This window comes from Pseudidiomarina insulisalsae (assembly GCF_003987065.1).
Classification (GTDB): domain Bacteria; phylum Pseudomonadota; class Gammaproteobacteria; order Enterobacterales; family Alteromonadaceae; genus Pseudidiomarina; species Pseudidiomarina insulisalsae.
In genome coordinates this window covers 112237-133056 of record NZ_PIPY01000002.1, presented here as the reverse complement: position 1 = coordinate 133056, position 20820 = coordinate 112237, and the positions used below count along the sequence as shown (strand labels likewise).

Annotated in this window: 21 protein-coding genes; 13 read left to right on the top strand and 8 right to left on the bottom strand. The window is 53.8% G+C overall.

The genetic code is table 11. The annotated features are described in order from the left end of the window. Nucleotides 1-70 precede the first annotated feature (70 nt). Together CWI71_RS02205 and CWI71_RS02200 are read left to right on the top strand one after the other, a co-directional pair. The gene (locus CWI71_RS02205; protein WP_126753627.1) at nt 71-2179 is read left to right on the top strand and encodes a TonB-dependent receptor; all 2109 of its coding nucleotides are present in this window, start codon (nt 71-73) and stop codon (nt 2177-2179) included. Next, the gene (locus tag CWI71_RS02200; RefSeq protein WP_126753626.1) at nt 2179-3213 is read left to right on the top strand and encodes a PepSY-associated TM helix domain-containing protein; all 1035 of its coding nucleotides are present in this window, start codon (nt 2179-2181) and stop codon (nt 3211-3213) included. Before CWI71_RS02205 ends, CWI71_RS02200 begins: the two co-directional genes overlap by 1 nt. Before the next feature lie 8 nt (nt 3214-3221). On the opposite strand, the gene dinB is transcribed toward CWI71_RS02200, so the two are convergent. After that, nucleotides 3222-4304, bottom strand: coding sequence for a DNA polymerase IV (gene dinB / locus CWI71_RS02195; RefSeq protein ID WP_126753625.1), 1083 nt, complete (start codon nt 4302-4304; stop codon nt 3222-3224). A gap of 174 nt (nt 4305-4478) precedes the next feature. Between dinB and CWI71_RS02190 the strand changes: the two genes are divergently transcribed. Together CWI71_RS02190 and CWI71_RS02185 are read left to right on the top strand one after the other, a co-directional pair. Continuing rightward, nucleotides 4479-4829, top strand: coding sequence for a c-type cytochrome (locus CWI71_RS02190; protein ID WP_126753771.1), 351 nt, complete (start codon nt 4479-4481; stop codon nt 4827-4829). 184 nt (nt 4830-5013) lie between these two features. Next, the gene (locus CWI71_RS02185) at nt 5014-7590 is read left to right on the top strand and encodes a sensor domain-containing phosphodiesterase (protein WP_126753624.1); all 2577 of its coding nucleotides are present in this window, start codon (nt 5014-5016) and stop codon (nt 7588-7590) included. Here the strand turns inward: CWI71_RS02185 and rep are convergent. Further along, the gene (gene rep, locus CWI71_RS02180) at nt 7587-9599 is read right to left on the bottom strand and encodes a DNA helicase Rep (protein WP_126753623.1); all 2013 of its coding nucleotides are present in this window, start codon (nt 9597-9599) and stop codon (nt 7587-7589) included. The genes CWI71_RS02185 and rep overlap by 4 nt on opposite strands. Nucleotides 9600-9702: 103 nt before the next feature. Between rep and CWI71_RS02175 the strand changes: the two genes are divergently transcribed. Beyond that, nucleotides 9703-9960 (top strand): accessory factor UbiK family protein, encoded by a 258-nt coding sequence (locus CWI71_RS02175; protein WP_126753622.1) that lies wholly within the window; start codon nt 9703-9705, stop codon nt 9958-9960. A gap of 6 nt (nt 9961-9966) precedes the next feature. Here CWI71_RS02175 and CWI71_RS02170 read toward each other — a convergent pair whose 3' ends face one another. Next, nucleotides 9967-10623 (bottom strand): hypothetical protein, encoded by a 657-nt coding sequence (locus tag CWI71_RS02170; RefSeq protein WP_126753621.1) that lies wholly within the window; start codon nt 10621-10623, stop codon nt 9967-9969. An 80-nt stretch (nt 10624-10703) separates the two neighbouring features. Here CWI71_RS02170 and CWI71_RS02165 point away from each other — a divergent pair, with 80 nt between their 5' ends. The 3 genes from CWI71_RS02165 (at nt 10704) to CWI71_RS02155 (ending at nt 13463) form a co-directional block, all read left to right on the top strand. Then, the gene (locus CWI71_RS02165) at nt 10704-11447 is read left to right on the top strand and encodes a ferredoxin--NADP reductase (protein ID WP_126753620.1); all 744 of its coding nucleotides are present in this window, start codon (nt 10704-10706) and stop codon (nt 11445-11447) included. Between the two features lie 14 nt (nt 11448-11461). Next, nucleotides 11462-11800 (top strand): thioredoxin family protein, encoded by a 339-nt coding sequence (locus CWI71_RS02160; protein ID WP_126753619.1) that lies wholly within the window; start codon nt 11462-11464, stop codon nt 11798-11800. Nucleotides 11801-11927: 127 nt separating this feature from the next. Further along, a complete protein-coding gene (locus CWI71_RS02155) occupies nt 11928-13463 on the top strand; it encodes a YifB family Mg chelatase-like AAA ATPase (protein ID WP_126753770.1) in 1536 nt (511 codons plus the stop codon). Here CWI71_RS02155 and ltaE read toward each other — a convergent pair whose 3' ends face one another. Then, nucleotides 13464-14480: a low-specificity L-threonine aldolase gene (ltaE, locus tag CWI71_RS02150; protein ID WP_420849279.1), complete on the bottom strand. Its 1017-nt coding sequence runs from the start codon at nt 14478-14480 to the stop codon at nt 13464-13466. 20 nt (nt 14481-14500) lie between these two features. Then, nucleotides 14501-15106, bottom strand: a complete 606-nt coding sequence (locus CWI71_RS02145) for a hypothetical protein (protein WP_126753618.1) — start codon at nt 15104-15106, stop codon at nt 14501-14503. A 162-nt stretch (nt 15107-15268) separates the two neighbouring features. On the opposite strand from CWI71_RS02145, the gene CWI71_RS02140 reads away from it, so the two are divergent. The 4 genes from CWI71_RS02140 to CWI71_RS02125 all read left to right on the top strand — a co-directional run bounded on the left by CWI71_RS02140 (nt 15269) and on the right by CWI71_RS02125 (nt 18157). Beyond that, the gene (locus CWI71_RS02140) at nt 15269-16240 is read left to right on the top strand and encodes a PLP-dependent cysteine synthase family protein (RefSeq protein ID WP_126753617.1); all 972 of its coding nucleotides are present in this window, start codon (nt 15269-15271) and stop codon (nt 16238-16240) included. A gap of 3 nt (nt 16241-16243) precedes the next feature. Continuing rightward, nucleotides 16244-17407: a cystathionine gamma-synthase gene (locus CWI71_RS02135; RefSeq protein WP_126753616.1), complete on the top strand. Its 1164-nt coding sequence runs from the start codon at nt 16244-16246 to the stop codon at nt 17405-17407. 93 nt (nt 17408-17500) lie between these two features. Continuing rightward, a complete protein-coding gene (locus CWI71_RS02130; protein WP_126753615.1) occupies nt 17501-17710 on the top strand; it encodes a hypothetical protein in 210 nt (69 codons plus the stop codon). A gap of 12 nt (nt 17711-17722) precedes the next feature. Next, nucleotides 17723-18157, top strand: a complete 435-nt coding sequence (locus CWI71_RS02125; RefSeq protein ID WP_126753614.1) for a VOC family protein — start codon at nt 17723-17725, stop codon at nt 18155-18157. On the opposite strand, the gene CWI71_RS02120 is transcribed toward CWI71_RS02125, so the two are convergent. Further along, on the bottom strand, nt 18154-19083 hold the full coding sequence (locus CWI71_RS02120; RefSeq protein ID WP_241967578.1) for a pyridoxal-phosphate dependent enzyme: 930 nt from the start codon (nt 19081-19083) through the stop codon (nt 18154-18156). The genes CWI71_RS02125 and CWI71_RS02120 overlap by 4 nt on opposite strands. Before the next feature lie 133 nt (nt 19084-19216). Between CWI71_RS02120 and CWI71_RS02115 the strand changes: the two genes are divergently transcribed. Further along, nucleotides 19217-19834, top strand: coding sequence for a YjaG family protein (locus CWI71_RS02115; RefSeq protein ID WP_126753612.1), 618 nt, complete (start codon nt 19217-19219; stop codon nt 19832-19834). Here CWI71_RS02115 and CWI71_RS02110 read toward each other — a convergent pair. Together CWI71_RS02110 and rsmD are read right to left on the bottom strand one after the other, a co-directional pair. Then, nucleotides 19831-20112 carry a DUF1145 domain-containing protein gene (locus CWI71_RS02110; RefSeq protein WP_126753611.1) on the bottom strand — a complete coding sequence of 94 codons (282 nt, stop codon included), beginning with the start codon at nt 20110-20112 and terminating at the stop codon, nt 19831-19833. The two genes, CWI71_RS02115 and CWI71_RS02110, sit on opposite strands and share 4 nt — an antisense overlap. Continuing rightward, the gene (gene rsmD / locus CWI71_RS02105; protein WP_126753610.1) at nt 20109-20744 is read right to left on the bottom strand and encodes a 16S rRNA (guanine(966)-N(2))-methyltransferase RsmD; all 636 of its coding nucleotides are present in this window, start codon (nt 20742-20744) and stop codon (nt 20109-20111) included. The genes CWI71_RS02110 and rsmD overlap by 4 nt, the downstream gene beginning before the upstream one ends. Nucleotides 20745-20820: the final 76 nt, after the last annotated feature.

The following is a 20820-nucleotide window of genomic DNA, read 5'->3' as shown; positions in this document are numbered from 1 at the left end:
ATTGATCTATAAATGCGAATCGTTATCATTAGCGCACTTTTTATTATTCGCGCTGATAGGATTCGTGAACATGCAAAAAACACTGTTAAGTTTAACCATTGCTACTTTACTAAGTGCACCTGCTCTAGCCCAGCAAAGTGAGAATCAGGAGCCGGTAGCCGCAGCAGAGCGCATTAAAATAACCGCGAGCCGTACCGAGCAGACCGCAGCAAGCATTCCGGCAACGGTCACCGTGATAGAGGGTGAAGAGCTGCGCCAGCAACTGGCAAGTGCCGATACCCTGTCGGATGTACTAGGTAATCTGGTACCTGCCTTTTCACCTTCGCGCCAGAAGTTAACCAGTTCAGGCGAGACCTTACGTGGTCGTGACCCGCTTTATCTCATTGATGGTGTGCCACAGTCCAACCCATTGCGTAACGGCGCACGCGCAGCTTATACCATTGATCCACTCATGATTGAGCGCATCGAAATCATTCACGGTGCCAGCGCGATCCAAGGCCTTGGAGCCAGTGGTGGCCTGATTAATATCATCACCAAATCGGCGACGCAGGGGGCCAGCCATGAAGTGAATGCGGGCTTTACAGCGCCAACCAGCGAGACCAGCGAAGGCCTGAGCTATCGTACTGGCTACCTGTTCCGGGGCGCCGCTGACGACGTATCAGTGGTCGCTGGTGTGCAACTGCGTAGCACGGGTATGTATGTTGATGGAAACGGGCAGCTGATTGGTGTTGATACTGCACAGGGCGACACCATGGACTCTGAGAGTTATGACCTATTCGCCAAGCTCGGCTATCGCATCGATACGCAACAAAGCCTTGAAGCCATGGTCAATCATTTTGAGCTTGAAGGAAACGGTGACTACTCCTCACAAGGCGGCGACCGGAGCGCGGGGGAGCCTACCATTTCAGTTCCAGAACCAGCTGCCGGAGACGCTCCAACCAACCGGGTAACCACCGCTACCTTGACCTATCGTCACGCCAACTTATGGGGTGCGGATGTTAACTGGCAGCTATTCTCGCAAGATTTCTCGGCGCTCTATGGTGGTGGCACTTACGCGACCTTCCAGGACCCGGCTTATGGTGAGAACCTGTTTGATCAGTCACGTAACGACTCACAAAAGTATGGTTCGCGCCTGACCATGAACTGGCGTAATGTCGGTGCCATGCCGGTGAACATTGCCGCGGGACTGGATTATCTGAACGATACCACCTTCCAGGAATTGGCACAGACCAACCGTAAATGGGTACCGGAAACCACGTTTAAAAATTGGGCTCCCTTTACTCAGGTGCGTTATCAAGCGAACGGTTTAACCTTAAGTGCCGGCCTACGGTATGAGTACGGCCAGTTAAGTGTGGATGACTTTACCACTCTGGCCAGCTACGGCAGTGTGTTGGTTGAAGGCGGCGAGCCATCATTCAACGAGTTATTGCCGAATGCGGGTATTGTGTATGAGCTGAGCAATGACTGGCGTGTATTTGCCAGCTACTCTGAAGGCTTCAGTATGCCGGATGTGGGGCGTGTGCTTCGCGGTATTAGCGAGCCGGGCTTAAGTGTTAGCAGCTTCCTGGACTTACAGCCAGTAATTGCCGATAACCGTGAAGTAGGTGTTGAATATCGTAGCTCGGCAATGACCTTCAGCGCCAGCTACTTTATGTCTGACTCAGACTTAGGCGCGCGGTTACAGGCGGACGCCGAAGGCTTTTATAGCGTGAAGCGTGAACGCACTGAAATTGATGGTTACGAGCTAAGCGCCAGCTATGCCTGGTCGCCAGTTACCAGCTTCGGTATGAACTATGCGAAAACCAACGGTGAATACGACAGTAATGGTGATGACCGCGTCGATACTGAACTCGGTGGCCGTAATATTGCACCAGAACGCGCTAACCTGTTCTGGGAACAGCAGTGGGGCACCCTGGTCAGCAGCCGCCTGCAATACAACATGCTGTTTGATCGTGACATCTATTCGGGCGCACAAGCGATCAACAACTTCGACGGTTATGAAACCCTGGATGCCCAGGTGATGATTGAAACACTCGACTACGGACGGTTTACCATCGGTGTCGAGAACTTGCTGGATGAGTACTACTTCACCTACTACGCGCAAACAGCAGGGTCAGACAATCGCAACTTTACTGGCCGTGGCCGCACTGTCAGCGTTAACTGGAACTATCAGTTCTGATGTGGCGACATGGTTTTGGCCGAGTTCATAAATGGCTCGGCCTTGCCCTGAGTGTTTGGATGGTGCTCGTCGCATTGACGGGCACTTTGTTGTTATATAAGACTGAACTTCTGCAACTGCAATACCCGCAATTGCGCCTGACCACCCTGCCAACCATGGCCGAAGCGGCGGCGGTTTTTGATCGCTTTGACGCCGGCTACGCTTTTCTTCCCCGCGATGACAAACCCTGGACGGAAGTTATTGATGGCGACGGCACCACGCATTATTTCAACGCGGCCGGCGAGCACCTGTTGGCACGAACGGAACTAGGTGACTGGGTGTCGTGGATGGTCGAGTTTCACCACCACATGCTGCTGCATGACCTGGGCAAAGACATCATGGGCATACTCGGCCTGCTCAGTTTGCTGCTGGTGATTGCCGGGCTGATCCGCTGGTGGCCCCGGCACTGGAGCTGGCGCGTGCTCAGTGTGCGCTTTGTCCGGCCCGGGCAGCGCCAGTTTATGGCAACCTTGTGGCAGTTGCATCGCAGTAGTGGCGTTATCTTTATTATTCCCATTGCGGCCTTACTTATAACCGGCACTGCCATTATGTACGCGGCTTTTGTCAATCAGTCGCTGGAACGCCTGTTACCTCAGACCTCGGCGATCAGCAGTGCTCCTATGCCAACGACACCTGCCTACAACTGGCAGCAGCGTCTGTCGCTGGCCAAGGATTACTGGCCGCAGCAGTCGCCGCGCCTGATTTATCTCGCGCCAACGGCTGAGGGAAATTACCGGATGCGCTTACGGCATGAGGGTGAGTGGCACCCGAACGGCCGCAGCTATTTGGTCTTTGCCGACAATGGCCCTATGGTAAGCTCGGATGACGTGCGCGCTCGCGCGCTGGGCTTTCGGTTATCACAGACCATCTATCCGTTGCATGTCGCGGCAGTCGGCGGTTGGGCATGGCTGACGGCGACTTTGCTCGGCGGGCTGGCGTTAATTTTACTGCCGGTAACAGGCGTGTGGTTCTGGTGGCGCCGCCGGCGCCGCTAGCGGTCTGATTAGTCGAGATTCAGCTCCAGTTGCAGCTGTTCGTCGGGGTCGGGCAGGGTAATGCTCAGTCCGACCAGCCGCACCCCCCGTTGGTTGCGTCGTTCCCAGGCTTCTCGCAGCAACTGGTAAAAAAGACTCGGCGAGGCGCTTTTGGCGGTTCGCGACACTGTGGTTTGCTGAAAATCGCTGAATTTGAGTTTCACCGTCTGACTTTTGATGGCAATGTCTTGCCAACGGCTCTGGCCAGTGCGTTTTTGGAGCTGCGGCAATAGTACCTGATCAAGAAATTGTTCCAGTTGCCGCAAGTGCTGAAAGTCGTGGCGCAAGGTCTCCTCGCAACCAATGCTTTTACGAATACGCTCGGTTACCACGGCGCGCGGGTCGTGCCCGGTACAGCGCTGAAAAAGCAGCCATCCGGCTTTATCGCCAAGTAAACGTTGCAGTCGCGCAAGATCCGCGCGTTGAATATCGCTGCCGGTATAAAAACCGGCGTTTTGCAGGCGCTCCAGACTTTTCGGGCCGACCCCGGGGATGCGTTTCAGGCTAAGTTGCGCCAGATAGTCCAGTACCTGTGCGGGAGGCACGACAAACTGGCCATCGGGTTTGCGCTCTTCACTGGCAATTTTGGCCACCATTTTCTGACAGCTGATGCCTGCTGAAGCGGTTAAACCCATCTCGCGCAACTGGCTGCGAATGGCGTCCATGGTCAGTGAGGCACTGCCCTGGTGTAGGGTGTTGTCGGTCAGGTCTAAATAAAACTCATCGATAGAGGCGGGTTCCACCACACTGGTAACCGCAGTTAACACCGCCAGCACCTGCCGGGAAAGCTCACGGTAATAGCGATGATCGGGTTTTACGAAGTGCAATTGCGGGCATAAGCGGCGCGCGTGCGCACCGGACATAGCACTACGCACACCATACTGACGCGCCAGGTAATTCGCCGTCGCAACCACACCGCGCTCACTACCACCGCCCACGGCAAAGGGCCGATGACGTAAACTCGGATCACGCAAAACCTCGGCGCTGGCAAAGAAAGCGTCGAGATCTAACAGGGCAATTTTCCGCGTATTTAACAGTGATGGAGAAGACATGAAACGAAATGTTTAACCTTGGACGGATTCTGGCTATAATCGCAACAACTTTGTGAGCGTGCAAGCTCATCGGTATTGAAACAGGAGTCCACTGTGAACGTATTTAAAGTCGTAAAATCTGGTCGTTTCCTCGCCGCCGCTTTAGCTTTTGTAGTGGGTAGCGCGGGCGCAACAATGTTACCGCAAGACAGCAACGAAGACATTGCTAAACGTATCGCTCCAATTGGTCAGGTACGCACCGGCGATGCTGCTGCAGCGGCCAACGATTCAGCCAGTGCTGGCGGAGCGCGCTCCGGGGAACAGGTTTACAATACTTTCTGTGCCGCATGTCACACCGGCGGTGTGCTGGGTGCGCCAAAAATTAATAACGCTGCTGACTGGGAGCCACGTCTGGCGCAAGGCATGGACACTGTGCTAAAGCATGCGATTGAAGGCTACAATGCAATGCCTCCGAAAGGCACCTGTTCAGACTGTAGCGACGACGAAATTCAGGCCGCTATTGATTACATGATCGCCGACATTTAATAGCGAACTACTTGTATAGTTTGATGAAAAACCGCTTCGGCGGTTTTTTTTTGCCTTTTTAACGACGAAAAATTCAGCAAAGGACTTTCTTGTAATTAAATGTAAAGATATAATCGAAGTCATGTTTGTTCACAAAAAAACATAAAAACAGTCTAAAAAACAAACAAAGAGCTTTTAAAAGCCAATGAACAAATCACCACAGCCTAAGGTCTCACCCCAGGAAGTTGCGCGCTTGCGCAAGGCTGTTGCACGTCTGAAAAACATTGCTTTAAAGTACCGCCAGTCGGAAGTCATACAAAAAGCTTTGTTCCGTATTTCCGAGCTTGCCTCCTCTGCGCGTGACATGTCTGAATTTTATCCCGCCCTGCATGCCATTATTGATGAGCTGATGATGGCGAAGAACTTTTTCGTTTGCTTGTATGACAATACCGACGACACGGTGAAATTTGTTTACTTCGTCGACGAATACGATGACATGCCCAGCAACGAGCAATTTCCGGCGGAAGTGCTGCGCCAGGGACTCACCGGTTATGTCATGCGCACCGGCCAGCCGTTTTTGTTCAATGAAGAGAATTTCAATGAGCTTGTGGCATCGGGCGAAATTCGTGATTTAGGCTCACCGCCGGTGGACTGGCTCGGTGTGCCGCTGCGAAGTGGCGAGCGGGTGATTGGCGCCATGGTGGTACAGAGCTACACGCCAAACGTGGGTTATACCACGAATGACAAAGAACTGTTTATGTTCGTGTCGCAACACATTGTCAACGCGCTGGAACGGATTCGGCAGCGCGAGTTTATGCGCGAAGAAATTGATCGGCAAACCGCCAATCTGCGTGACATTAACCGCAACCTGGAAGAGCAAATTGCCGAGCGCAAACGTGCCGAAAAACTTTCAGCGGTGCTGTACGCAATTTCAGAGCTGACCAATACTTCGGAAAATATGGCGACCTTCTTCGCCAAGCTTCATGAACAGATCGGCTTGCTAATGAGCAACGATAACTTCTTTGTGGCGCTGATAGACGACGATAAGCGGCATATCCGCTTCCCTTATTATGTCGACGAACGTGACCAGCAACTGATGGACCGGCGTCCATTGGGTAAGGGGATGACCGAGTATGTTATCTCTAGTAACCAGCCGATGTTCATTGACGAAGCAACGTATGACCGCTTGGTGCGCGAGGGGCGCGTTGAGGGCCCGACTAAATACTATGGTAGTCAGCCGAAGCAGTGGCTGGGCTCGCCTCTGGTCATTGATGATGAAGTCATTGGCGTATTATCAGTTCAGACCTATAAAGACGAAATAAGCTATAAGCACGACGATCTTGAAGTGCTCAACTTCGTTTCACAACACGTGGCGGTAGCTCTGGAGCGACGCCGTAATGCCGATGAAGTTAAGCGTGTGAATGCCTTTCTGGAAAAGAAAGTGGCTGAGCGCACGGAAGAATTAGTCAGCGAAATTGAGCGGCGTAAAAAGATCGAAGAAAAACTCTTTTACGATGCTCACCACGATACCCTGACGGGGTTGCCGAACCGCTCCATGTTCACCGAGCGTTTGCAGCAGGCGCTAAAACAGAAGAAGCGCTTTCCGACACATAATTTTGCCGTGCTCTTTGTTGACCTGGATCGCTTTAAAGACATCAATGATTCTCTCGGTCACTCGGCAGGTGATGAGTTTCTGCTTGAGGCCAGCCGCCGCATTGGCGAGTGCGTACGCGACAACGACACGGTAGCGCGTCTGGGCGGCGACGAGTTCGTCATTCTGCTGAGTCTGATTAAGCATATCGATGATGCCAAAGACGTCGCCAGTCGCATCATTGAACATATGCGCAAGCCGTTCGTATTTGGTGAAAGTGAGCATTACTCGGGTGCCAGTGTCGGCATTGCTGAGTGTAAGTCGCGCAATGATTCTGCTGAACGTTTGCTGCGTGACGCCGACGCGGCGATGTACCAGGCCAAAGGCATGGGCCGCGGCCGCTACGTGGTCTTCGATGAAAGTATTCATAAAGATCTGGTGGCATCGCTGCACCGTGAGACTGAATTGCGCCATGCACAGTTCGATCAGGACTTCGTCCTCCAGCAGTATGATTTAGTCTCGCTGACAACGGGCAAAGCCCAGGCGCGTGAGGTGCTGGTACGCTGGCAACGCGGTGATCAGTTACTGACGGCACAAAGCTTCCTGAATGTGGCCGAAAAAACTGGCATGATTCTGCAGCTTGACCACTGGATGCTGACGCGCTGTTGCGAGATTGTCCGTGAAGAGCAATTGCAGGTGCCCATTTATGTCAGCCTGTCGACACGTCATCTTTATAAGTTGGCCGACGTGAAGGCCTTGCTTGAGATCGTTAAACGCGCCGGGATAAAACCCGGCAAGCTGGTATTTGAATTCAGTGAGACCGAGCTTAGTGATAACTCGAAACGGCAGCTAACAGCGCTGCGTACCCTGGCCGAAGCCGGGGTCGGGCTTGCTCTCAATGAGTTTGGCCGTAGTGCCGGAGCATTGCAGTACCTGCTGAATTATCCCTTCACCCATGTCAAATTAGATCCTCGCTTTGTCAGCGAGACCACACGTTCTGAGCGTGCCAAGGTGATGGTGCGCAATGTCGTCAATCTTTGTGCTGAGCTGAGCATTACCATCGCTGCTGCAGGGGTTGATACACCTGAGCAATTGCAGGCGTTGCGGGCTGCCGGGGTACAGGTAGGTGTTGGTGAGCAACTAGGTGAACCTACCTGGCTGCAACTTAAGGCACAGCAAGAAGCGATTTAGCCTTTTAGCGCATTGCGCAGCATGGCCAGGCCGCTGGCGCGCGAGGCTTCTTCGCGCTCAGGCGTTACCGGTGTTTTGCCTTCCCATTCCAGATCGTCCTGAGGTAACTCAAACAAAAAGCGACTTGGTTCCGGACGGATCACATCGCCATACTGACGGCGTTCTTTGGCCATGGTAAATATCAGCGACTGCTGGGCACGGGTAATGCCGACATAGGCCAGTCGGCGTTCTTCTTCGACCATGTTGTCGTCAATGCTCGACTGGTGCGGTAACAGACCCTCTTCCATGCCGACCAGAAATACGTGCGGGAATTCGAGACCTTTGGATGCATGCAAGGTCATCAATTGCACCTGATCGCCGACATCTTCCTCCTCATTACGCGACATCAGATCGCGCAGGCACAGTTTGGCCACCGCTTGCTCAAGATTGAGCGGCTCATACTCATCGTCACCTTTGAGCATTTCGCCCACCCAGCGCAGCAGCTCGCTGATATTTTTATAACGCATTTCGGCGGCCGCCTGACTAGGGCTCATTTCATAGAGCCACTCTTCGTAGCCGACTTCTTTCACCAGGTGATAGAGCGCTGGCATGACATCTCGCGGGTCATCGCAGCGCCGTGCGGTTTGTCCCAGTAAGTGGGTAAACAGTTGCACTGACTGATACTCGCGACTGCCAAGCCGGGTTTTCAAAGCCTGATGCTGCGCGGCCTCAAGCATACTGCAGTGCAGCTCGTGCGCCAGCTCGCCAATACGCTCGACCGTATGTGGACCGATACCCCGTTTGGGCACATTCACGACCCGGATAAATGCGGTGTCGTCAGTGGGATTCACCAGCAGGCGCAGATAAGCCATGATGTCTTTAACTTCGGCGCGGGCAAAGAAACTCTGCCCGCCGGTCATCCGATACGGAATGCGGTTGGTCAGCAGCGCTTTTTCAAAAATACGTGACTGATGATTGCCGCGGTATAGCACGGCAAACTGCGAATAGGGCGTGCGCTCCAAAAAGCGACGGCGCACGATTTCAGCAACCACGCGCTCGGCTTCATGCTCCTCATTGCGACCGTAGATGACCCGCAGAGGCACCCCGTATTCCATTTCGGAGAATAGCTTTTTGTCAAAGACGTGGGGATTATTTTCAATCAGTATGTTGGCTGCTTTCAGTATACGACCGTGCGAGCGGTAGTTCTGCTCAAGCTTAATAACCTGTAACTGCGGAAAGTCTTTTTGCAGCAGGGCAAGGTTTTGCGGCTGCGCGCCCCGCCAGGAATAAATGGACTGGTCATCGTCGCCGACCACAGTAAAGCGGGCGCGCTCGCCCACCAGCAGTTTCACTAACTGATACTGCGAGGTGTTGGTGTCCTGATATTCATCCACCAGCAAGTACTGAAACTTCTTCTGCCAGCGCTGACGGGAGTGTTCGTTTGCGGCTAGCAACTGCGTCGGCAACAAGATCAGATCATCAAAGTCGAGCGCATTGCAGGCGCGCATATTTTGCTGGTAGCGACGGTAAAATTCGGCGAACTCTTCTTCGTCAGGTGTGCTTGCGTGGGAAAGTGCCTGTTGTGGCGACAACATGGCATTCTTCCAGTTGCTGATCTGGCTTTGCAGGCGCTTGAGGCTGTCTTTGTCGCCGTCAAGTTCGGGCTCGGTGAGCGCTTTTAGAAGTGCGAAGGAGTCCTGATCATCAAACAAGGAAAATCCGGACTTCAGGCCCAGTTGCGTGACTTCCTTGCGGATAATATTGAGCCCAAGGGTATGAAAGGTCGAGACCGTCAGGCCGCGCGTCTGTTGTCTGCCGAGGGTCTGACCCACGCGCTCTTTCATTTCCCGTGCGGCTTTATTGGTAAAGGTAACTGCAGCGATATGGCGCGCCTGATAGTTACACCGGGTGATCAGGTATGCAATCTTCTCAGTAATGACCCGGGTTTTGCCACTGCCTGCACCGGCCAGCACGAGGACAGGTCCGCTAATGGCGTGTACGGCTTCTTGCTGGCGCGGATTCAGTTGCATGGCGTTCCTGTCAGGGCAAAGAGGGTTCAATGGAACAGCAGATTTTAGCCTAAACTCCTGCTAAGCTAAAAGACTAATCGGTCATTCGTCCCAGGAGTTTGAAATGGATGCGAAAAAAATTGAAGACATTGCCAAACAAATTAACGACAGCATTCCTGCCGGCGTGAAAGATCTTGCTGGCAATATGGAAAACCGCATTAAACAAATTTTACAGCAGCAGCTGGCAAAGCTCGATGTGGTAACCCATGAAGAGCTTGACGTGCAGCAACAACTGTTGCTGCGTCTTCGTCAGCGCGTCGAACAACTTGAACAGCAAGTGCAACAGTTACAGCAGGACCAGGACAAGCCTGAACAGCTGTAAGTTATCTTAGCGGCAGGTGACCCAGTCGCTGGCTAAGTTAAGTTGCGGTGCGCTCGCGGGCAGTTTTGCGCGCGCCGCGCCAAGTTTTTCGCGGTAATCGGCAAACGACATTTCATTGTCGAGCAAGGCGTTGACGTCGCGCTGCATAAAGTATGCGCGGCGGCCGACTGCATAAAGGCCTGACTCTTTATCGGCGCGCACCAGCGCCGTCGCGTTACGACTTAATGCGTCAGCGCAGCAAGCCTGCACCGCATTGCGATAATTGCGAATCATCGATTCGGGCACTTTCATTTCTTTCGGGTTACTGCTGAAACGACGCAGGGCTTCAATTTCTTCATAGGTTGCGGCCGTTAATGCCAGCACTTCATCCAGCAATTGCAGGGTGTCCTGCGCGAGATAATAGTTCAGCTTGGTCATGCGTTGCGCGGCAATAGGTGCCTCCGCCGGGCGGAACAGCTCATCATTTTTCAAACTGCGCCAGCTTTCATTTAAAAAGCGTAATTGTTTTGGGTCAGGTTGCGTTGCATCCAAAGCAGCCATGGCATCGGCAAACTCACACACTTGTGGATGCGAATAGCGCACGACTTCGGCTTGCTTTTGCTCACCACAAGCGCTGATGGTAAGCGTCAACAGCAACGGCACCCACCACTTTTTAAACCCCATAAACTGGCCTCGAATCGAAGAAAAGCGTACTCTATCAATAAAGCTAGCGCAGTGATACACGAAACACAAAAGAGGACGTTATGGCACAATGGATGACCGGCGAAGTGGTTGAAAACTACGCCTGGAATAACGAGCTGTTCAGCCTGCGGGTGAAAGTACCAGAGCCATTTGAGTTTATTGCCGGGCAATTTGTTCGGTTAGGTCTGGAAGAGGGTGGGCAGCGTTTTCAACGTGCCTACTCGCTGGTAAACGGCCCGCAAGATCCGACGCTCGACTTCCTTGTGAACCGTGTCCACGACGGTGAGTTTTCGCCACGTCTGCATGACCTGCGCCCGGGCCAGGCCATTCAGGTAAGCCAGCCTCCCACCGGCTTTTTCACCCTGAATGAAGTCCCGGAAGGCGAGAGCTTGTGGCTGATAGCGACTGGCACCGGCATCGGGCCTTACTTGTCGATGCTGACGACGCAAATTCCTTACGAGCGTTTTGCACGTATTCACTTAATTCATGCCGTGCGGTACGCCAATGATCTGGCTTATCAGCCGCAAATACTGGATTGGGTTGCTAAGCACCCGGGCCAGCTGTCCTATCAGCCCGTTGTCAGCCGCGAAGACGCGATCGGCGCACTGCGCGGCCGGATTCCGGCATTGATTTTAGAAGGCAAGCTTGAAGCTGCGCTGAACGACACGCTCAACAACAACGCACAAGTCATGCTCTGCGGTAATCCGGACATGATCCGCGACGCCAGGCAGGTGCTGGCCGATAAAGGCTTGCCGAAAAACCTGCGCCGCAAACCCGGCAATGTCACCGTCGAGCACTACTGGTAAGCGGAGAAAACGCAATGAAAACCAACCCTATTGGATCTAACGCCGAGTACACCGAGGAATCATTTACATTTGAAGAGATTAGCGAGTTATCCGGCGACACTGTGCTTGAGTTTGGTGCGCCCTGGTGTGGACATTGTCAGGCAGCAACCCCCGCGATAAAAGAAGCCGTAGCTGAGCGCTCAGGACTGCGTCATATCAGAATATACGACGGCAAGGGCAAACGACTCGGGCGCGCGTTCAAGGTGAAGCTCTGGCCGACCTTGATACTGCTACACGACGGTAAAGAAGTAGCGCGTCTGGTGCGGCCGTTAAAAGTTGACGAGGTGCGCCGGTTTATTGCGAAACTCGACTAAAAACCTTCCGCGCTGAGGTCATCGCTGACAGCAAGTGACGCCCTGACGCACAACAAGGCTTTGATAAGTTGCGCTAGACTTGGTGTTTTAGCCAGGGAAAAGGGCGCAAGGTATGGCAGGGAATGTGATATCGCTGGCGCGGGTTTATACCCGAGCCTTGTACGGCATGGATGCGCCGTTGGTGACGGTCGAGGTTTGTCTGGCTGCGGGTTTACCGGCCTTCGCTGTGGTCGGTATGCCGCAGGCGGGGGTGCGGGAAGCGCGCGACCGGGTGCGCTCAGCAATCCAGGCCAGTGAATTTGAGTTCCCCCGGGCCAAGAAAATAACCGTAAACCTTGCTCCGGCCGACTTACCCAAGCACGGCGCGCGTTATGATCTGGCCATCGCTATTGGTATTTTGGTAGCCGATGGCCAGTTAAGTGAGCGCGCGGTGATTACCCGCGAGTTTTATGGTGAGCTGACCCTTAATGGCGAGTTACGCGGTGTGCCCGGTATTTTACCGGCTATGCTGGCGTGTCGCGAACAGGGACGTGAAGCCGTGATCCCGTTAGCGAATCAGAACGAGGCACGCGTGGTGCGCGAGCAACAGTGTGTGGCCGCGGAAAGTCTGCGCGATGTGACTGAGCACCTGCGTGGACCACATCAACTACCGCATCTGAGCGCGCTGCAAGAGTCCGCAGCGCAGCAGCCTGTTGGTGATCTGGCCGATGTCATTGGTCAGGAGCAGGCAAAACGCGCGTTAATCCTTGCTGCAATGGGCGGTCATCATGTGCTCTTTGTCGGGCCACCGGGCACGGGCAAAACCATGCTGGCGCAGCGTTTACTCGGCCTGTTACCACCATTAACTGACACCGAAGGTCTTGAAGTGGCAGCGATTCGCAGTGTCGCCGGGCATAACTACAACGCTGAACATCCGACCGCCTGGCTGGAGCGTAGTCTGCGTTCGCCACATCATTCCTGCTCGGCGGCAGCATTGGTGGGTGGTGGGTCGCCGCCGCAACCGGGAGAAATCTCACTGGCACATAAATCACTGCTCTTTCTTGATGAGTTGCCGGAGTTCTCCCGCCATGTACTCGACTCGCTCCGCGAACCGTTAGAGTCAGGACAGGTGTCGATTAGCCGTGCCGGTTATCAGGCAACGTTTCCGGCACAGTTTCAACTGGTATGCGCGCTGAATCCATCGCCGTGCGGACACTTTGATGGCACTTTGGCCAGCGCACGGGCCACGCCCGATCAAATCAGTCGCTATCTGGGTAAACTTTCGGGTCCTTTACTGGATCGGCTGGACATGCAGGTCGCGGTACCGCGTCAGCCCGACGTGCTGAAACAGCAGCATCAGACGCAAGAGCCGCAGACGCCTGCGCTGCGCACCCAGGTTGCCAAGGTACGTGCACTGCAACGACAGCGCCAGAAATGCCTTAATAGCGAGCTGAAAACCGCGCAGCTGGCCGAGCACTGTCGCCTGAGCGACGACGACCATGCTTTTTTAGTCTCGGCGATCGAACGCTTTAAGCTGTCGCACCGCGCTTACCACCGGGTATTGCGCCTGGCGCGCACCATTGCTGATGCCGCTGGCGCGGAAAAGATTAACAAAACACACCTGGCCGAGGCGCTTAGCTACCGCGCGCTCGACCGCTTGATGCAACAATTACAGGAACTGTGATTAGGACTCATCTGCCAGAGCTTCGGCAAAGGCTGCAACAATCTGATCAATAGCATTAGCTGGTATACCCAGGTGCGTTACCAGTCGCAGGCGTTGGGTGCGACCGACGATAATGTCACGCTTACGTAAGTACTCACTTACATTGTGAGCCTTCTCCGTAGAGTTAAAGTTAACATACACCATGTTCGTTTGTGCCGGTTCGACAGCTAAGCCTTCGAGCTTGCTTAACCCTTGTGCCAATCGAAGCGCGTTGGCGTGATCTTCGGCCAGCCGCTCAACATGATGATCCAGCGCGTAGTCCATCGCAGCGGCGACAATGCCGGCCTGACGCATGCCACCACCGAGCATTTTACGCCAGCGGTGCGCCCGCTTAATGAACGCCTGATCGCCGACCAGCACGGAACCAATGGGCGTGCCTAAACCTTTTGAAAAGCAAATCGACACGCTGTCAAACGGCGCGCTTAACTCGGCCAGCGAGCGGCCAGTGGCGACCACAGCATTGAATATGCGGGCTCCGTCTAAGTGCAGCTTCAGGCCGTGCTTGTCGACGAACTGTCGGGCTTGCGCAATGAAATCCTGCGGCATGACTTTACCGGTATGAGTGTTTTCCAGAGCCAGCAACCGGGTGATCGGAAAATGCGGGTCGTCGGGTTTAATGCGCTTCTCTACCGCTTGCAAATCGAGGGTGCCGTCCGATTCAATCTCAAAGGGTTGCGGGACAATACCGCCAAGCACGGCGGCGCCGCCAGCTTCATAACGGTAGGTATGGTACTCCTGACCGACCAGATACTCTTCGCCGCGCTGACAGTGGCTTAGTAATGCCAATAAGTTGGTCTGCGTACCGCTACTGGCAATGAGCGCCGCTTCTTTACCAGTCATTTCCGCCACCCGCTGTTGCAAGGCGTTAATGGTCGGATCGTCACCAAAGACATCATCGCCAACCGGGGCGGCGGCCATGGCCTCGCGCATCGCGGCGGTTGGCTGGGTCACGGTATCACTGCGTAAATCTAAAATCACAGATAACTCCTCACATTAATTTACAGGTTGTAGCCCCAGGCAGCGGGCGGTTCAGCAATAGGTTGCGACAGATCGACAGCGACGACGAATTCGCGTCCGGGACGGCTAAGCTCATAATACATGGTGTCGCCGTCGAACGAGATGATCCAGGTGTTCGCGGTCGAAACATCAAGACCATTTGCGATAAACAAGGCCTTACTTGCTTCATCCACCGGAAATGCCTGCCGGTTGGCAGCGCCTGCCGCGGCAGTATGACCGCCGTACGGCGATATCGCATCGGGGGTGCCATCTTCGTGCAGGTGTATATGCTGGAAATCAATACCTTGTCCGGTATGGGTCAGTACCCAGGTGCGCGAGCGATCCTCACCCACATGCAAAGGCATACGAATGGTATCCTTTTCGCAGTCGCGAATATGCACTACCAGTTCTTGCTGCCAGGCAGCGCTTGGTTGATTATCGGTGACGACGTTAGCGGCATAAGCATTGCCACAGTAAGGCTTAAACGTTGCCAGAAAGGCATCGTGCGGGGTCTCCGCCTGAGGTTGGCAGGCTGCGACAAATAATGTCGCAAAGAGCGCGGTAGCGGCTGCGCCCAGCTTTTGCGCGCGGCTTCGATGTACGTGCATAGTGAATCCTTGGTGCCGATAAGGGCATCAGTGTCGTGAAAGTTGTTCTAATGTGCCATAACTTATGCCAAAAAGCATGAGGCACGAACAGGCACAAATTGGCATCATAGGGCCCGCTCGTGCAATAATGCGACAACTTCGAAAGACAATGGACGAAACAGCATGCGAGTTTATCAAAACGTACTGGAAATGATTGGCAACACGCCGATGGTCAAAGTCAGCAATATGGACACAGGTCCGTGTGAGCTTTATTTAAAGCTGGAACTGATGAACCCGGGCGGTTCGATTAAAGATCGTATTGCCGTGAAGATGATTGAAGTTGCTGAGCAGCAAGGCAAGCTCAAACCCGGTATGACGATTATTGAAGCAACCGCTGGTAACACCGGCCTGGGGCTGGCGCTGGTCGCAGCCAGTAAAGGCTATCCGTTGAAAATCGTCATGCCCGATAAAATGTCTGCGGAAAAGGTCAATAACCTTAAAGCTATGGGTGCCGATGTTGTGCGTACCCGTTCTGACGTGCAAAAAGGTCATCCGGAGTATTATCAGGACATGGCCGCGCGCCTTGCCGAACAAAATGGCTACTTTTACGTGAACCAGTTTGCCAATGAAGCGAACGTGACCGCGCATTATGAAACCACGGGTCCGGAGATCTGGAATCAGATGGAAGGCAACCTGGACGCTTTCGTCTGTGGCGTCGGCTCTGGCGGTACGCTCTCGGGTGTGGGACGTTATCTGCGCGAGCAGCAAGCTGATATCGATCTGGTACTGGCCGATCCGGATGGCTCTATTCTGGAACCTTTGGTAAACCGTAACGAGAAAGTCGAAGCAGGCAGCTGGCTGGTTGAAGGTATCGGTGAAGACTTTATTCCTGATATTTGTGACATTGATCTTGCCAATAAAGCGTACGCAATTTCTGACAAAGAGGCCTTCCATACGGCACGGGAACTGCTGGTCAAAGAAGGCGTCATGGTGGGGTCGTCGAGTGGCACCCTGATTGCGGCAGCGCTGCGCTATTGCCGCGAGCAAACTGAACCGAAACGCGTGGTAACGCTGGCCTGTGACACCGGCAACCGTTACCTGTCAAAACTTTATAACGATGAGTGGATGGCCGCTCAGAATCTGCTGGAGGAGTAAGTCATGGCAGACGCTAAGAAAATGAAATTCGCAACCAAAACGATTCATGGCGGGCAGTCACCCGAGCCGGCAACCGGTGCGGTGATGCCACCTATTTTCACCAGCTCGACCTATATTCAGGAAAGCCCGGGTGTCCACAAAGGCTTTGAATACTCGCGCTCGCACAACCCAACGCGATTTGCCTGGGAGCGGGGTATCGCCAGCCTTGAAGGCGGTAGCCGTGGTTTTGCCTTTGGCTCGGGAATGGCCGCTACGTCGACCATTATGGAGCTGTTAGACAGTGGTGACCATGTTGTAGCAATGGACGATCTGTACGGCGGTACCTTCCGCTTGTTTGATAAAGTACGCGGTCGCTCTGCCGGACTTGAGTTTTCCTACGTTGATTTAAGCGATATTGACGCGGTGGCCGACGCCATTACCGACAAAACCCGCATGATCTGGGTTGAAACGCCAAGTAACCCGATGCTCAAGCTGGTGGATATTGAGGCGATTGTGAAGCTCGCCAAAGATCGCAATATTATCGTTGTGGTGGATAACACTTTTGCCACGCCTTATAACCAGCGTCCGCTGGAAATGGGTGCCGACATTGTCATGCACTCGGCCACCAAGTACCTGAACGGTCACTCCGATATGGTCGGCGGCGTTGCTGTGGTGGGTGATAATGAGGAACTGGCCGAGCAAATGGCCTTTTTGCAGAACTCAGTCGGTGCTGTCGCCGGGCCATTTGACAGCTACCTTGCGCTGCGCGGCTTGAAAACACTGGCGCTGCGTATGAAAGCACATAATGAAGCAGCAATGACCATTGCCAAGTGGCTGGAACAGCATCCCCAAGTTGAAAAAGTCATTTTCCCTGGGCTCAGCAGCCATTCTCAGCACGAGCTGGCAAAACGCCAGATGTCAGGCTTTGGTGGCATGATTTCGATTTTGCTGAAAGGCGACATCGAAAAAGCGCGTCGCTTCCTGGAAAGCGTTGAGATTTTTGCCCTGGCCGAGAGCCTCGGTGGGGTGGAAAGCTTGATCGAGCATCCAGCCATTATGACCCATGCTTCGATTCCAAAAGAGAACCGCGAAAAGTTAGGCATCTTAGATAATTTCGTCCGTATTTCGGTCGGTATTGAAGATGTGGATGACTTGATCGCTGATCTGGATCAGGCGTTAAACGCTTGATCTTCAAGGGTCATTTACATTTTTTTACAATTGCATGAAGTTACGGTAGGCTAATCCGACAATTAAAACAGAGAACTAAACAAGGGTTATCCTATGCCTCTTAGCCTTCTTTTATTACAAGGTTTAGTGGCGGCATTGTTGTTTTATGTGCTGGTGGGGCAACACCACCGTCAGCCATTGTGGAGTATGCTTGCCGTACTAATGTGTGGAATGATTCCACCCGTCAATTGGATGTTGCTATTGGTTGCCGTGGGCGTGCGTATGTGGCGTCGCCCGGCAGCCGTGATGACACTCAAACACTAGAGATAGACCACCATGAGTTCAGGCAATTCAGCAGTACGACCTTTTCATCTGGCAATTCCTGTCGACAACATTTCACGTGCCCGCGAGTTTTACGGCAGCATTTTGGGCTGCAGTGAAGGACGCTCTGCTGAGGAGTGGGTCGACTGGAATTTTTATGGCCATCAGTTAGTGACCCATCTTGCTCCGGAACAGACCGGGGTCGCCCACCATAACCCTGTTGACGGTCATGCCGTGCCGGTACCGCATTTTGGTGTGGTACTCACCATGGAAGACTGGCGCGCACTGGCTGATCGTGTCGCTGCGGCGGGTATTGAGTTTGTCATTGAGCCGCACATTCGGTTTGCAGGCAAGCCAGGTGAGCAGGCGACGATGTTTTTCTATGATTTCAGCGGTAATGCGTTGGAATTCAAAGCTTTTGCCGACTTGAATCAGCTCTTCGCTAGTTAGCGAAGAGCTGCGTTGCCGCCGGAGAGGATGACGCCGACGGATTTGTCGCAGAACAGCTCCGGGTAGCGTTGTAAGGCGGCAATGACGGTAGCGGAACTCGGTTCAATCCACATGCCCGTGGTCGCTTCGACCAGTTCCTGCGCCGCTGTTACCTGCGCATCGCTCACCACTAAAATATCACTTACCTTTTCTTTGATAATGGCGAAGGTATGCTTGCCCAGACTGGTGAGCAGGCCATCGCAAATGCTGGTGGGTGGCATCGCAGGTTGTATTTCACCCTTGATCAGGGACTGTTTGCCGTCGCTGGCAAGTTCGGGCTCTATGCCGTAACAGAACGCGCCGTAATGTTCGGCCACCAGCGCGCTGCCACTTAATAAACCACCGCCCCCCAGCGGCGTTACCACCCCCCATAATTGAGGATATTCCTCGAGCAACTGCAGTGCCGCCGAGCCCTGACCGGCAATAATATCGGGGTGATCATAAGGCGGGATGATAATGGCGTTCTGCGCCTGTTGCCCCGCAAGAAAGGCTTCGCGTGCTGCCATGCCCGGCTCGATGGGTATGATTCTGGCGCCATGTTTGAGCATATTGCTGCGTTTTACTGGTGACGCATTGTTCGCGACGCCGACCGTGACCTGCACGCCGAGTAATTGTCCGGCGGCGGCCAGCGCAGCGCCATGGTTACCCGATGATACTGTCACTACGCCCTGAGCGCGTTGCTCAGGTGAAAGCTGTAACAGCGCATTGCAGGCCCCGCGAAACTTAAACGAACCGCTGCGTTGCAGGTTCTCGCATTTTAAATAGACCTGGCAACCCAATGCCTGATTCAGGCGTTCGCTTTGTTTGACCGGCGTGCGCAGGGCGCGAGCAGCGATACGATCAGCGGCGGCAGTAACGGCACCAAAATCAGCAACAACGTCAGACATGGATAATTTACTCATCAGTAAAAACAAGAACAATGATACTGAGCGAGTGTACTGGCGAAAATAGCACGATACAATCCCCGCCAGTTGCTATACTGTGTGGCCTTAGCTAGGGCATAACAAAAGGATAAGAAATTTGGCACTGAACACCTTTCAACGACTACGCGATCTGGAGTTTGGTTATCAGGTTCTGGCCGCTTTGTACTTGAGCGAGCGCATGTATCCCAATTATGAATTATTCCACCAGGTGACAGGTTTTGGTGACCCGCAACCGCTGCGCGGAGCCTTAAACGCTTGTTGGGACTGGGCCTGGCAGGGCAAAAAGGTGAAAGTGAACTTTGCCCGCTGGCAAGAGAAAGTCGACGATGTGACCCCCAGCGAGCATGGACACGATATGCTTGGGGTGTACCCGGCAATGGATGCCTGCACCGCTATCAGTATTATGTTGCAGGGCTTTATTGATACTAACAGCGCCGATCTGGTGAGTGTGGCAAAGGTGTCACAGGCGGGCGTTGCCAAGTTCCTGGAGTTGACTGAAGGCGCTGAAATGGACGCGGAAGCGCGGCGCCAATTGCTGCGGGAGCATGAGCTGGCGGTTTATGAAATTGAAGTGCAACAAGCGTTGATTGACTTTCTGGAAGCCATGCAGGCAACGCAGGCAACGCCGAATCAGGCGATGGTCCGGCAGTTGCAGGAAATGGTCGTGACCGAAGGTATTACCAATATTGGTATGGAGCGTGACAGCGAAAGCTAAGACTGTGCTTTGCGCTGTGGCTGCGCTTGCACAATCGCCAGCCAGCCGATGACCCCAAACAACAGAATTTGCCAGTAATCGCCTCGTCGCCACTGAATATGCTCACGGTAGACAGTGGCGAACATCATCAGCTGCAATAAGTGCAGCGCAATCAGAATAAATAATAAAATCAAGAACAAGGCAAAGCCTTTACCCGGAAACGGCCAGACCAGGTTGGCCAGCATGGCACCCCAGATAATGGCAAAGACGAAGCGCCCTACCCAAACTAATGCACTCATGATGAAGCCTCATGTGATTGCGGGTGAGCCTCGCTCACCTGAAAGAGTCGATAACAAACCTGGCCGGCTATTTTTTCTCGCGCCAACGACCAGTTTTCGGGCACTGTAAGGGGCCACTCTTTTTCTGTTTCAAGATAGACCCAGCCCCCAGCGGCGAGATAGCCTTTGTCATTGAGTAACTGGCAACTGCGGGTGGCCAGGTCACTGCGAAAGGGCGGGTCAACGAAGACAATATCAAATGGTTTTGCTGCAGGGCTCTGTAAGTAACGCAGTGCATCTGCGGGCACCACTTCCAGCGTGCCCTGGCATTGCGGGTTCAGCTGCTGGGCATGTTGGCGCAGCATATTCACTGCTGCTTGCTGTTGCTCCAGCATTATAACTTCAGCAGCGCCTCGTGACAGTGCCTCAAAGCCCAACGCGCCGGTACCGGCAAACAGGTCCAGACAACGCTGGCCGGCAATGTCAAATTGCAGCCAGTTGAATAAGGTCTCCCGCACCCGATCCGTAGTGGGGCGCAAGCCTGGCAAATCGGCAATGGCCAGTTTGCGGCCGCGCAGGGTGCCACCAATAATGCGTAACTGGCTCGTGCCCTGGCGTGGTACTTTTTTCTGCTTGTGTGCCTGCCGTCGCATGCTAAAGTAGCCCTCAATTCAGACTGTCGCGAGCGGCAAGCGCAGGTGCCGTCGGCCAGCGTACGTGTTAAACTGG